At 70.5% G+C, this 12,135-nt stretch carries 14 protein-coding genes; 5 read left to right on the plus strand and 9 right to left on the minus strand.

Annotated elements, in window-relative coordinates:
- Window positions 1-87: 87 nt before the first annotated feature.
- The 3 genes from ACFXIV_RS14555 to map form a co-directional block, all read right to left on the minus strand.
- Window positions 88-774: a TetR/AcrR family transcriptional regulator gene (locus ACFXIV_RS14555; RefSeq protein ID WP_379396482.1), complete on the minus strand. Its 687-nt coding sequence runs from the start codon at window positions 772-774 to the stop codon at window positions 88-90.
- Window positions 775-800: 26 nt separating this feature from the next.
- On the minus strand, window positions 801-1,019 hold the full coding sequence (locus ACFXIV_RS14560; protein ID WP_379396484.1) for a hypothetical protein: 219 nt from the start codon (window positions 1,017-1,019) through the stop codon (window positions 801-803).
- 267 nt (window positions 1,020-1,286) lie between these two features.
- Window positions 1,287-2,054, minus strand: coding sequence for a type I methionyl aminopeptidase (map, locus tag ACFXIV_RS14565; protein WP_379396486.1), 768 nt, complete (start codon window positions 2,052-2,054; stop codon window positions 1,287-1,289).
- A gap of 79 nt (window positions 2,055-2,133) precedes the next feature.
- Between map and ACFXIV_RS14570 the strand changes: the two genes are divergently transcribed.
- Window positions 2,134-2,403: a helix-turn-helix transcriptional regulator gene (locus tag ACFXIV_RS14570; protein WP_379396488.1), complete on the plus strand. Its 270-nt coding sequence runs from the start codon at window positions 2,134-2,136 to the stop codon at window positions 2,401-2,403.
- A gap of 40 nt (window positions 2,404-2,443) precedes the next feature.
- Here ACFXIV_RS14570 and ACFXIV_RS14575 read toward each other — a convergent pair whose 3' ends face one another.
- The 4 genes from ACFXIV_RS14575 to ACFXIV_RS14590 all read right to left on the minus strand — a co-directional run bounded on the left by ACFXIV_RS14575 (window position 2,444) and on the right by ACFXIV_RS14590 (window position 7,361).
- Complete coding sequence (locus ACFXIV_RS14575) at window positions 2,444-3,346, minus strand: S1C family serine protease (RefSeq protein WP_379397161.1); 903 nt, start codon at window positions 3,344-3,346, stop codon at window positions 2,444-2,446.
- A gap of 218 nt (window positions 3,347-3,564) precedes the next feature.
- Window positions 3,565-4,161 (minus strand): dihydrofolate reductase family protein, encoded by a 597-nt coding sequence (locus tag ACFXIV_RS14580; RefSeq protein ID WP_379396490.1) that lies wholly within the window; start codon window positions 4,159-4,161, stop codon window positions 3,565-3,567.
- Window positions 4,162-4,415: 254 nt separating this feature from the next.
- Window positions 4,416-5,813: a metallopeptidase TldD-related protein gene (locus ACFXIV_RS14585; protein WP_379397163.1), complete on the minus strand. Its 1,398-nt coding sequence runs from the start codon at window positions 5,811-5,813 to the stop codon at window positions 4,416-4,418.
- Window positions 5,814-5,834: 21 nt separating this feature from the next.
- Window positions 5,835-7,361: a TldD/PmbA family protein gene (locus ACFXIV_RS14590; RefSeq protein ID WP_379396492.1), complete on the minus strand. Its 1,527-nt coding sequence runs from the start codon at window positions 7,359-7,361 to the stop codon at window positions 5,835-5,837.
- A 187-nt stretch (window positions 7,362-7,548) separates the two neighbouring features.
- On the opposite strand from ACFXIV_RS14590, the gene ACFXIV_RS14595 reads away from it, so the two are divergent.
- A complete protein-coding gene (locus ACFXIV_RS14595) occupies window positions 7,549-8,373 on the plus strand; it encodes a TetR/AcrR family transcriptional regulator (RefSeq protein ID WP_379396494.1) in 825 nt (274 codons plus the stop codon).
- Between the two features lie 17 nt (window positions 8,374-8,390).
- On the opposite strand, the gene ACFXIV_RS14600 is transcribed toward ACFXIV_RS14595, so the two are convergent.
- Window positions 8,391-9,161 carry a TSUP family transporter gene (locus tag ACFXIV_RS14600; protein WP_379396496.1) on the minus strand — a complete coding sequence of 257 codons (771 nt, stop codon included), beginning with the start codon at window positions 9,159-9,161 and terminating at the stop codon, window positions 8,391-8,393.
- A gap of 100 nt (window positions 9,162-9,261) precedes the next feature.
- Here ACFXIV_RS14600 and ACFXIV_RS14605 point away from each other — a divergent pair, with 100 nt between their 5' ends.
- The 3 genes from ACFXIV_RS14605 (at window position 9,262) to ACFXIV_RS14615 (ending at window position 11,822) form a co-directional block, all read left to right on the plus strand.
- Window positions 9,262-10,494, plus strand: a complete 1,233-nt coding sequence (locus tag ACFXIV_RS14605; protein ID WP_379396498.1) for a sensor histidine kinase — start codon at window positions 9,262-9,264, stop codon at window positions 10,492-10,494.
- A gap of 89 nt (window positions 10,495-10,583) precedes the next feature.
- On the plus strand, window positions 10,584-11,246 hold the full coding sequence (locus ACFXIV_RS14610) for a response regulator transcription factor (RefSeq protein ID WP_354832289.1): 663 nt from the start codon (window positions 10,584-10,586) through the stop codon (window positions 11,244-11,246).
- Between the two features lie 81 nt (window positions 11,247-11,327).
- Complete coding sequence (locus tag ACFXIV_RS14615; RefSeq protein WP_354832291.1) at window positions 11,328-11,822, plus strand: FxsA family protein; 495 nt, start codon at window positions 11,328-11,330, stop codon at window positions 11,820-11,822.
- A gap of 37 nt (window positions 11,823-11,859) precedes the next feature.
- On the opposite strand, the gene ACFXIV_RS14620 is transcribed toward ACFXIV_RS14615, so the two are convergent.
- Window positions 11,860-12,030, minus strand: coding sequence for a hypothetical protein (locus tag ACFXIV_RS14620; RefSeq protein ID WP_379396500.1), 171 nt, complete (start codon window positions 12,028-12,030; stop codon window positions 11,860-11,862).
- Between the last annotated feature and the right edge of the window lie 105 nt (window positions 12,031-12,135).

Raw genomic sequence — 12,135 nt, forward strand, 5'->3', positions numbered from 1 at the left:
GAGGAGGGTGCTCACCGGCCGGCGGCTCGGCGACCAGCCTTCCCGACCCCGATCGCTACCGGGCCGGAATGAACTGATCGACTCCCATTAGGCGGGATTCGCCCCGACCATCCGCAGCGCGAGCGCCGCATAGTCGGCGCCGATCTCCTCGGGGGAGCGGCGGTAGTCCTTCTGGTACCAGCGCGCGGTGTCCACACACAGCGACATAAGCGCCAGCGTGACGGCATTGGTGTCGGAGACGTCGAAGACGCCGTCGGCGAGGCCCCGGCTCACGAGATCGCGGACCAGGCGGTGAATGGCGACCTGGAGGTCGACGACCTCGGAGCGGTGCTCGGGGGTCAGATCGGTCATGTGGTGCAGGACCACACGCACCGAGGCGGCGTGCTCGGCATGCCAGACGGTCAGATCGCGCACCACGGCGCTGAGATGGTCGGCGGCGCTGCCGGAGCCGGCGGACGCGGCCACCGCGACCTGATGGGTCAGGCGCATGGATGACAGCGAGATGCGGTAGAGCACTTCCTCTTTGGAGCCGAAGTGCACATACAGACCCGCGGGGCTCAGCCCGGCGCGGGCGGCGATGTCGCGGGTGGTGGTGGCGTGGAAACCGCGTTCGGCGAAGGCGTCGATCGCGGCCAGGAAGATCCGGCGCTGGCCCTCGGGGAAGCGGCGCTGGGTGAGCTCCAGATGCGCCACCGCGGCGGTGTCACGAGAGCCGTCGGCGGCGGTGTCGCGGATGCCGTCCCCGGTGATCGGCGCGATGTCGTCGTTACCCATCGAATGAGTATCTCCCAGAGAGTGTTTCACTCGATCACCGGCCGGGCGCGAGGGACGTCCGGCTGGTGGGGAGCGACGGGCCCGTAATGGCGGGGCGGACCCGGTGCGGGCTCGGGTCGGCTCGCCGGTTTGGGGGCGGGCGGGGTGAACGGGGCGTTGCTGGTGGTGAAGTACTGCACCGCGGCGGCGAGATGTTCGGCAAACCGAGACCGGATTGCCAGCGGGGGTGCCGTGGCTCCGGTCACATGTAGACTAAGCGGGCGCTTAGTTCGGCGAGACGAAAGCTGGATCACAACGACGTGGTCAAGCGCACAACGCGCAGCCCGCAGTCATGGAAGGGATCTGTGTCGATCAGCAGACGGACATCCGTGATGGGTGGCGTCCTTGCGGCCCCGAGACCGTGACGCCGGGATCCGCCGGGCATCCGCGTAGCCCGGACGTCGATCCCCGTCACGCGGCCGGGCGCGGAAACCCGACGTGCCGTCCGGGTTTCCGTGCCCAGGCCGGACCGGTCACGCCACGCGGGTGAGGACCTGCGGGCCCGCGTCGGTGATGGCGATCGTGTGCTCGGAGTGCGCGGTGCGCGAACCGTCGGCCGAGCGCAGGGTCCAGCCGTCCGGATCGGTGACGATGCGGTCGGTGCCGCGCGCGAACCAGGGCTCGATGGCGAGGGTAAGGCCGGGGCGCAGCCGGAAGCCGCGCCCGGCGCGGCCGTCGTTGGGTACGTGGGGGTCCTCGTGCATGGTGCGGCCCAGGCCGTGGCCGCCGAATTCGGTGTTGATCGGGTAGCCGCCGGCGCGGGCGACCTGTGCGATGGCCGCGGACATGTCGCCGATGGTGTTGCCGGGCCGCGCCGCCGCGATGGCCGCGTCGAGCGCCTGCTCGGTGGCGCCGACCAGGCGCGCGTCCTCCGGATCGGGGGTGCCGACGATGGTGGTGACCGCGGAGTCGGCGACCCAGCCGTCGATGCTCACCGCCAGATCCATGCTCAGCACGTCGCCGTCGCACAGCGTGTAGTCGAACGGAAGTCCGTGCAGCACCGCGTCATTGACCGAGAGGCAGACGGTGTTGCGGAACGGGCCGCGCCCGAACGAGGGGGAGTAGTCCCAGTAGCAGGAGACCGCGCCGCGCTCGCGGATGCGGTCGCGCACCACGGCCTCCAGTTCCAGCAGATTCACTCCGATCTGCGCCTTCTCCCGCAGTTCGCTCAGCACTCCGGCCACGAACTGCCCGGTCACCCGCATGCGTTCGATCTCGGCCGGGCTCTTGAGCTCCACCATGACAACCTCCTGGTTTCGGTATTTTTATACCGACCATAGCGGGTTGCGGTATTTAAATACCAACCGTAGGGTGGCGGGCATGGTCCGACTGCCCCTCACCCCCGCCCAGCTGGAAGCCGGTCGGCGCCTGGGCACCGCGCTGCGTGCCGCCCGCGGCGGCCGGGAGTTGCTGGAGGTGGCTGGGAGCGCGGGTATTTCGCCGGAGACGCTGCGGAAGATCGAATCGGGCCGGCTGCCCACCCCGGCGTTCGGGACCGTGGTGGCCCTGAGCCGCGCACTGGACATCCCGCTCGACGAGCTCGCCGAGATCTGGCAGCCGGGCCCCGCGGACCAGCGCTCGGCATCCTGACAGCGGGCAGCGCCCGGCCTTCTGGCACCGGGCCGCCGATTCAGTCGGCGGTCAGTTCCACCGGCACCGCGATGACATCCACCATCGCGCCGTTGCGCAGCACCGTCACCGGCAGCGAGCGGCCGATGGCGTCGGCGAACAGCTGCCGCTGAATCCCCTGTGCGTCACGGATTTCGGTGCGCGCGATGCTGAGCATCAGATCCCCGCGCCGCAGTCCGGCGCGTTCGGCCGGGCCGCCGCGCACCACCTCGACGATACGCAGCCCGGCGTCCTGCCCGGTGCGGGCGGCCACGGCGGTGGGCAGCGGTGCGGGCACCCCGACCACGCCCAGGTAGGCGCGCCGGACCCGGCCCTCGGCGAGCAGGGTGCTGATGATGCGGCGGGTGGTGGCATTGATCGGAATGGCCAGGCCCAGGCCGATGCCGGCGACCGCGGTATTGATCCCCACCACCCGGCCCGCCGAATCCGCCAGCGCCCCACCGGAATTGCCGGGGTTGAGGGCGGCGTCGGTCTGGATCACGTCCTCGATCACGCGGGCGGCGCGGCGATTGCCCACCGGCACCGACCGGCCCAGCGCGCTCACCACGCCCGCCGTCACCGATCCGGCCAGGCCGAGCGGACTGCCGACGGCGACCACCAGCTGGCCCACCACCAGGGTGTCGGCGTCGCCGAGGCGCACCGCGGTCGGCGCGCCGCCGCGAGCGCGCAGCACCGCCAGGTCCGAGAGCGGGTCCACGCCCACCACATCGAATCTCGATTCCAGCCCGTCGGCGAACACCACGGTTCCCTCGCTCGCCTCGCCCACCACGTGCGCGTTGGTGAGCAGGAAGCCGTCGTCGGTGAAGACCACCGCCGATCCCCCGCCGCGGCGGGTCTGCACGCTGGCGACGTGCGGTGTCACCGATTTGGCGACCGCGATCACCGTGCGCGAGTAGGCGTCCATCGCCGCGGCGTCGGGGGTTCCGAAGCCGGGCTGCGGGGTCGATGCCGCTGAGTTCGCGTTCTCGTCCATCGACGAGAGGGCAGCTTCGTCGTCCACGAGGACCACCATCCCGATTACATGATTACGTTGCCTCAACCCAGGATGCGCGCGAAACCACCGTCACGACAACCGGTTCGCCGACAGCGCAACCACGCCCCGTGCAGGCCAAGGTCAGCGCCTCAGCGGAGGCGGTACTTCAGGTGGGTGACGCGGGTGCCGGCGACGATCTCGGGATCCTCCAACAGGACCGGCGCGTTCGAGAGTTCACCCAGCAGCGGGACGCCGCCGCCGAGCAGCACCGGCACGATATCGACCCAGATCTCGTCAAGCAGGCCCTGTTCCAGGCATTGGCGGGCCACATTGCCGCCGCTGACGCCCACCATCTTCGCGCCGGCGATGCCGCGCGCGACCTCCACGGCCGCCTTCACGCCGCCGGTGACGAAGGTGAAGGGCGCATCGGGATGGTCGGCGACCCACTCGTCGGGCACGGTGTGGGTGACCACCACGATGGGTTTGTCCGCCGGGTGCACGCCGCCCCAGCCGTCGGTCAGGGTGAACAGGCGCTTGCCGACGATGTAGACGCCGACCCCGTCGAGCCAGGCCCGCAGATACGCGGCATCTTCGGGGGTCAGATTGAACGGGATCTCGGGGTGGGTGCTGGGGATCGGGACATCGCCGCTCTGGTACCAGGCGAACAGGTGCTCGAATCCGGTTTCGCCCGGGCCCGCGATGTATCCGTCGAGGGACATGCTCGCGCCGGTGACTACCTTGCTCATTGCGGTACTCCTTCACAGGTGGAACGAAGCGGCGGGGGATTGCCGTCTCTGCGATGAAGTCGGAGCCGATATCGGCAAATCATCGTTCATGCCCCGAGAAGTTGTCGGGAAACCATGGCGCGAAACCGAACCGGTTCACACGCCGACCGCCACGCGGTTCAGTGTGCGAGGCGGCTGGAGGGCGCCCGGCGCGCCGCGGATCGGGATGGGCGGCAATCGGATTCAGGTGTTCGGTGCACGGGTGCCGGGATGGACTAGGTCGCTTGGCTCACCGAGGACATGTGGAAGTCGGGAATCCGCAAGGGCGGCATGGCCGTCCGGGTGAACCAGTCCTTCCACTCGCGCGGCAGGGTGATCTCGGTGCGGCCCGCCTCGCTGACCCGGCGCAGCAGATCCAAGGGGCTTTCGTTGAACCGGAAGTTGTTGACCGCCGCGGTGACCTCACCGTTCTCGACCAGGTAGACGCCGTCGCGGGTAAGACCGGTGAGCAGCAACGTTGCCGGATCGACCTCGCGGATGTACCACAGGCAGGTCAGCAGCAGCCCGCGTTCGGTGCGCGCGATCATGTCCGGCAGGGTGGCCTCGCCGCCGCCGGTCATGAGCAGGTTCTCGCCCGGCACCGTGACGGGCGCGTCGAATTCGGCGGCCGTGGCGCGCGGGTAGACCAGCGACTCGATCACGCCCTCGCGGACCCAGTCGGTGCGCTGCGCGGTCAGGCCGTTGTCGAACACCGACAGCGACTCCGACGACGACGGTGTCGCCACGAACGGCCGGTACTCGAGCCCCGCCGCGCTCGGATCCGAGTACAGGGTGAGCGGAATCCCGGTCAGCCGCTCCCCGATTCGGGTGCCGCCCGCCCGCGAGAACGCGGTGTGCCCCTCGTGCGCGCCCCGGCCCTCCATGGTCCAGGCCATGTAGATCATCAGATCGGCGACGGCCGAGGGCGGCAGCAGCGTCTCGTAGCGGCCCGCGGGCAGGTCGACGCGGCGCTTGCCCCAGTCCAGACGGCGCGCCAGTTCGGCCAGCAGGCCGGGGGTGTCGACATCGGCGAAATCGGTGGTGCCGGTGCCGACCCAGGCGCTGGCCAGCTCCGCGCCCGCGCCCCGCTTGCCATTGATCTCCACCGAACCGGTGGGCTGCACCCAGCGCCGGCGCAGACCGGTGGAAGTGCCCAGCCAGGTGGAGTGCATCTGGTGGTGGGCGAAACCGTAGAGGCGGTCGGCGCCGTCGAAGCCGGCGGCGAGATCGGTTGCCAGCGTGGTGAAGACGCCGATGTCGGTGGTGGCCGGGTCGCCGTCCCAGTCGAGCAGCTTGTCGAGGGTGTCGGCGTCGACGGCGTCCGGGTGCAGCAGCGGCATGGCGTCGCGCGCGGGTTCGGCGGTGCGGGCGGCGGTTTCGCTGGCGCGCACCACGGCTTCGATATCGGCGGGATCCACGCTGGTGGAGCTGACGCTGCCGACGCGGGCGGTGTTGGGGCCGTCACGGAACACCGAGACGACCGCCCAGTCCCGCGAGACCGAGGAACCGTTGGTGGTCATGGAATTTCCGGCCCAGCGCAGCGACGCCTCGTGGGCGTCGGTGACGATCACCATGGCCTCGTCCGCGCGGGAGGCCCGCAGCGCGTGGTCGACGACCTCGGGGGCGGGGAGCACACTCACCGTGTCGGTCCTTTCCTACTGTCCGGCTTCGGCGCGGGTATTGAGAATATTGATGCCGCGCACCAGGACCGAGGGGCAGCCGTGCGAGACCGCCGCCACCTGACCGGGTTGCGCCTTACCGCAGTTGAACGCCCCGCCCAGCGTCCAAGTCGAGGGCCCGCCGACCGCCTCCATCGAACCCCAGAAGTCGGTGGTGGTGGCCTGGTAGGCGACATCGCGCAGCTGCCCGGCCAGTTCGCCGTTGCGGATGCGGAAGAAGCGCTGACCGGTGAACTGGAAGTTGTAGCGCTGCATATCGATCGACCACGACTTGTCGCCGACGATGTAGATGCCGTTCTCCACGCGGGAGATGAGTTCGGCGGTGCTGGTGTCGCGGTCGGGATCGGGTTGCAGCGACACATTGGCCATGCGCTGGATCGGCACGTGGTGTGCGGAATCGGCGTAGGAGCAGCCGTTGGAGCGCTCGAGACCCAGGCGGGGCGCGAACACGCGATCGAGCTGGTAGCCGACGAGCACGCCGTCGCGCACCAGGTCCCAGCGCTGCCCGGCCACGCCCTCGTCGTCCCAGCCGACCGTGGCCAGGCCGTGCTGCTGGGTGCGGTCGCCGGTCACGTGCATGATCGGGGTGCCGTACTGCAGGGTGCCCAGCAGATCAGGGGTGGCGAAAGAGGTACCCGCGTAGGCGGATTCGTAGCCGATGGCGCGGTCGTACTCGGTGGCGTGGCCGATGGACTCGTGAATGGTCAGCCACAGGTTGGTCGGGTCGATGACCAGATCGGCCGGCCCGGCCTGCACGGTCGGGGCCTTCACCTTCTCGGCCAGCCACTCCGGCATCCGCGCGAGTTCGCCCGCCCAGTCCCAGGTTCCGTCCGCGCCGGTCACGTACTCCCAGCCGCGCCCGGCCGGGGCGGCGAGGGTGCGCATGGTCTCGAACACGCCCGCCGACGGGTCGACGGTGATGGCCTCGAACTGCGGGTGCAGCCGGACCCGCTGCTGGGTGATGCGGGAGCCGAAGCTGTCGGCGTAGAAGGTCTGCTCCTTGACCTGCAGCACCGATGCCGTCACGTGATCCACGCCGTCGGCGGCCTGCAGCCGGCCCGAATAGTCCAGCAGCAGCGCCACTTTCTCCGGCGTCGGCACCTCGAAGGGGTCCACCTCGTAGGCGGAGACGTACTCCGCGCCGTCGTAGCGCGGCTCCGGGGCCAGCTCGACGCGCTCGCGATTGAGTGCGCGCAGGGTCTGCGCCACGGTGACCGCGCGGCGCGCCACCTCGGCGGCAGTGCCGGTGGTGAGGTCGGCGTGCGAGGCGAAACCCCAGGTGCCGTCGACGATCACGCGCACCGCGAACCCGAGATCGGTGCTGTCGGACACCGATTCGACGCGTCCGTCGCGCAATCGGATGGACTGCTGCACGAGTCGATGCACGCGCAGGTCGGCGTACTCGGCCCCGGCCGCGCGGGCGGCGCCGAGCGCGGCGTCGGCCAGCGCGGACAGCGGCAGCGCGCGGAACTGCTCGTCCACGACCTTGGTAGCGATGCTCACCCGCACCACGCTAGAGGCCGACACGCCGGGCGTTCAAGAAACGACTCACCTCGAACCGAATTCACTCCACGCAAAAGTGCATACGCTGCAACGATGCACGAAGTGTGAAGCAGCACAGCCTGAAACGGCGCGCACGACAGCTGGACATGCCACGTTTTGCTGACCGGATGCCGTACTGTCTGCCCGCGTGCCGCCATCCGCACTCCGCGATCGCAAACGGGAACGCACCCGCCGAGCCCTGCTCGAAGCCGCCGTCGAACAGTTCGAGAGCCGAGGTTATGAGGCGACCACCGTCGCCGATATCGCGGCCGCCGCCGAAGTCGGCACCCGGACGTTCTTCAACTACTTCGCCAGCAAAGAGGAACTACTGTTCCCCGAGCCGGACGAACGTGTGCAGGCCGCCGTGCGCGCCATCGCCACCCGCCGTGCCGGGGAACGCCCCGTCGAGGTGCTGCTGCGCGCCCTGCGCGCCGCCGGTGACAATCCCGGCGACCACCTCGGCGACACCCTCGCCGCCCGCATCGCCGTGCTGCGCGCGCAGGTTTCGCGCACCGTGCCCGCCGTCTCGGGCCGCGCCGCCTACGCCCAGCTCGCCTCCCAGCAGGAGATCGCGCGCCAGCTGCGCGCCGCCTTCCCCGACGAACTCGACGACGTCGGCGCGGCCGCGCTGGTGGGCGCGGTGGTCGGGGCCGTCTCGGGCGCGCTCACCGTGCTGTTCCAGCGGCCCGGCCTCGAGGACGGCGAAGCGCTGCAACGCAAGATCCAGGAGACCACCTCGAAGGTGCTGGCGCCGTGGCTGACCCAGCCCGAGACCGCCGCGCCGCGCGAATTGCCCGGGGAGCAGACCGCATTGCTGTCCGACGGGCCACTACGCCAGGAGCCCGACGCCTTCCGGCCGATGCCCACCGTGCACCGGCTCGGCCCGGAGTCCTTGCAGCGCTCCGCCTTCGACGGCGGCAGCCCCCGCTCGCTGCCGGGCGGTCACCGGCCCGCCGAGGACGCCCGCGTCTGACCGTCGCGGGTCCGGGGTCAGCCGCCGAACTGCTGCCAGCCCAGGCGGATCACCATGGCGACGACCACCACCAGCAGGACGGCGCGGACGAAACCCGCGCCCTTCGCCAGCGCCATGCGTGAACCGACCACGGACCCGGCCACATTCGCCACCGCCATGGACAGGGCCAGTGTCCACAGCACGTGGCCGGTGCTCGCCAGGAAGATCAGCGAGCCCAGGTTGGAGCCGCAGTTGATGACCTTCGCCATGGCAGCGGCGCGAACGAACTCGGTGCCGAGGAGGGTGGCGAAGGTGATGATCAGGAAGGTCCCGGTGCCGGGGCCGAGAATGCCGTCGTAGAGCCCGATCAGGCCCGCGGCCAGGGCGACCACCAGGATCGTCTTGCGGCGGGTCGGCGGATGGGTGGCCATGGTGACGCCGACCGAGGGGCGCAGGGTCACGAAGATCGCCACGCCCACCAGCACGACCATCACGATCGGGACGAAGTATTTCTTGTCGATCAGCGCCACCGCCGCGGAACCGCAGGCGGCCGCGAACGCGGCGATGACCGCGCCCGGGATCAGGACCTTCCAGCGCATCGGGACCCTGCGGGCGAAGGTGAGGACCGCGGCGCTGGTGCCGGAGAACGCGGCGATCTTGTTGGTGCCCAGGGCCGTCTGCGGGGCCAGGCCGGGCAGCACCACGAACAGGGTGGGCAGCACGATCAGGCCCCCGCCGCCGACCACCGCATCGACCCATCCGGCCGCCGTCGCCGCGGTCAGCAAGACCGCCCAGTCCGCAAGACTCACAGGGCGACCCAACCAGAAACCCCGGAGCAAGATCAAACGGTTGAGTGCCCGGGGCACGCCGACCCGAGGCCACCCGCGGGCACGACCGTAGGGTGGACGGGTGCGCCGGTTCAGTTTGTGGCTGCGCGGCAAGCCGCTGATCACCGATTCCGTGGTGGCGCTGCTGCTGCTCACCATCGATGTGCTCGCCCTGAGCAACAGTCAGTACAAGCCGACCTACCTGGTCTTCAGTGTGCTGCTGCCGCTGCCGATCGTGTTCCGCCGCACCCACACTCGCGCCGCGGCGCTCGCGGTGGTGCTGCTGTCCATCGCGGCGTCACTGGTGCACGGGGCGGTCGGCGACACCTCCGTGCATCCGGCGCTGCTCGGGCTGGGCATCATGCTCTACACCCTGGTCGCGTATGTCGGACGCCGCCAAGGTCTGCTCTACCTGGGCATCCTGCTGCTCGACAGCCTCATCTCGGCGGCCGCCATCGGCAAACCGTCGGGCACCGACATCGCCTTCACCGCCCTCTATTACGCACTGTGCTGGACGCTGGCCGAATTCGTCGGCGCCCGCCACGCCTACGACGCCGAGGTCGCCGCCCGCCTCGCCGTCGCCGACTACGACCGCGAACGCCGCGCCCACGACGCCGTCGCCGCCGAACGCACCCGCATCGCCCGCGAACTGCACGACGTGGTCGCGCACGCGGTCAGCGTCATCATCGTGCAGGCCGACGGCGCCCGCTACGCCCTGCGCCACGACCCGGACACCGCCGAACAGGCACTCACCACCATCGCCGGCACCGGCCGCGACGCCCTGCGCGAGCTGCGCCGCACCGTCGAACTGCTGCGCACCGAGCATGCGCCCGAACAACTTCCGCAACACGGCACCGCCGGCATCGCCAAGGTCGTCGACATGATGCGCAGCGCGGGCCTGGACGTCTCCCTCGAACTCAGCGGCGAACTCGACACCGTCACCCCCGAGGTCAGCCTCGGCATCCACCGCATCGTCCAGGAATCGCTCACCAACACCCTCCGTCACGCCGGCCCCGACCCGCACGCCGGCGTCCGCGTCACCCGCCGCGACGCCGACGTCCTGCTCGACATCACCGACTCCGCCGGCGCCCCCGTCGAGCCCGCGACCACCCCCGGCGGCTGCGGATCCCCCAGCGCCCCAACCGCACTCACCGTCCTGCCACCCCCGGCCCGCATCCCCGGCAGCGGCCTCGGCCTCGTCGGCATGCGCGAACGCATCGCCGTCCTCGGCGGCACCCTCACCGCGGGCCGAAATCCCCACGGCGGCTGGACCGTCCGCGCCACCATCCCCCTGGACCGTGACGCCCCCGACTGACCGCCTCCCACCTGCGACGACCGGAGCGTCCCACGATCGGCCGCGGCCCGCGCACACCACCGCACCGGGCGGCCGGATAGGTTGTGGGGGTGCCGATCACCGTTCTCGTTGTCGATGACCAGGAGCTCATGCGGGCCGGACTGCGGATGGTGCTCGGTGCGCACCCCGACCTCGAGGTGGTGGGGGAGGCCGACAACGGGGCCACCGCCATCGCGCGGGCGGGGGAGCTGCGGCCCGATGTGGTGCTGATGGATGTGCGGATGCCGGTGACCGACGGGGTGACCGCGACGGCGCGGATCATCGAATCCGGGTGCGGGAGCCGGGTTCTGGTGATGACCACCTTCGATCTCGACGAGCACGCGCTGGGCGCGCTGCGCGCCGGGGCCAGCGGATTCCTGCTCAAGGACACGCCGCCGGAGGATCTGATCTCCGCGATTCGCAGTGTCGCCGCGGGGGATGCGGTGGTCTCGCCCAAGGTGACCAAGCGGCTGCTGGACCGCCTCATCGCCGAGGACCCGGCCGCCGGGCGCGATCCTCGCGTCCTCGACGTGCTCACCGCCCGCGAACGCGAGGTCCTCGAACACATCGCCGCCGGACGCTCCAACGCCGAGATCGCCGGCGCGCTGTTCCTGTCCGAGGCCACGGTGAAGACCCACGTCGGCCGGGTGCTCACCAAACTCGGCCTGCGCGACCGGGTTCAGGCCGTGGTACTGGCCTACGAGACCGGGCTGGTGCGGCCGGGCAGCGCCTAACGGGTGTGACCGGCGACGCATCCGGGAGAAAAACCGCGCCGTCGCGCGTTGCACGGGTAGATCGATCGAAAGGATCGCCCGATGCCTGCCCTGTTGTTCCTCGCCTGGTTCGTCGCCGAGATCGCCACCCTCGTCGTGGTCGGCCACTTCATCGGCGTGTTCCCGACCATCCTGCTGCTTTTGGCGGGGTCGGCCGTGGGTCTGGTGCTGGTGCGCTCGCAGGGCCGGCGCGTGTTCCAGAGCTTCCGCCGCGCGGCCCGCGGTGAACTCGAACCCAGCACCGCCGTCGCCGACGGCGCCCTGGTCGCGGTCGGCGCGGTCCTCATGTTCGTGCCCGGCCTGCTCACCACCGCGCTGGGTCTGCTGGCCCTGCTGCCCTTCACCCGTTTCCTGTTCCGCCCGGTCGTGGCCGCCTTCGCCGCCCGCCGTCTGAGCCGCGTCGCCACCGCAGTCGGCCCCTACGGCTACCGCAATGTCGTCATCGACCCCGACGGCGAAGTCATCGACGCCACCGTCGTGACCGAGTACTACGACGACGGCCAGGGCAACGGGTACAAGATGATCGACCCCCGCTGACCCACGGCGCTGTCCCTCACCCCGGTGTGTCCCGGCCTCAGAGCCGGTCACGCACCGGGGTGATGACGTTCTCGACCAGCCAGGTGGCCACCTGGTGTGGATAGGGCGTCCGCAGGCTGAGCACGATGTTGGTGAAACCCATGCCGATCAGATCCAGCACCGTGCCGCGGGTACCCGCCGGGTCGTCGTAGTCGACGATGTACTGCACCGACCGGGTGGGCTGCGCCGGATCCCGACGAGGATCGGACCGTCCGCGGGCCCGGCCACGGGCAGCAGGTGATCCCGCAGCCAGGCGTGCGCGATCTCCGGCAGT

This window comes from Nocardia sp. NPDC059236 (assembly GCF_042754085.1).
Taxonomy (GTDB): Bacteria; Actinomycetota; Actinomycetes; order Mycobacteriales; family Mycobacteriaceae; genus Nocardia.

Coding starts and splice junctions, on each gene's coding strand:
- ACFXIV_RS14555 (WP_379396482.1), bottom strand. CDS start 774: ATGGGTAACGACGACATCGCGCCGATCACCGGGGACGGCATCCGCGAC.
- ACFXIV_RS14615 (WP_354832291.1), top strand. CDS start 11,328: ATGCCTGCCCTGTTGTTCCTCGCCTGGTTCGTCGCCGAGATCGCCACC.
- ACFXIV_RS14580 (WP_379396490.1), bottom strand. CDS start 4,161: ATGAGCAAGGTAGTCACCGGCGCGAGCATGTCCCTCGACGGATACATC.
- ACFXIV_RS14575 (WP_379397161.1), bottom strand. CDS start 3,346: ATGGACGCCTACTCGCGCACGGTGATCGCGGTCGCCAAATCGGTGACA.
- map (WP_379396486.1), bottom strand. CDS start 2,054: ATGGTGGAGCTCAAGAGCCCGGCCGAGATCGAACGCATGCGGGTGACC.
- ACFXIV_RS14570 (WP_379396488.1), top strand. CDS start 2,134: ATGGTCCGACTGCCCCTCACCCCCGCCCAGCTGGAAGCCGGTCGGCGC.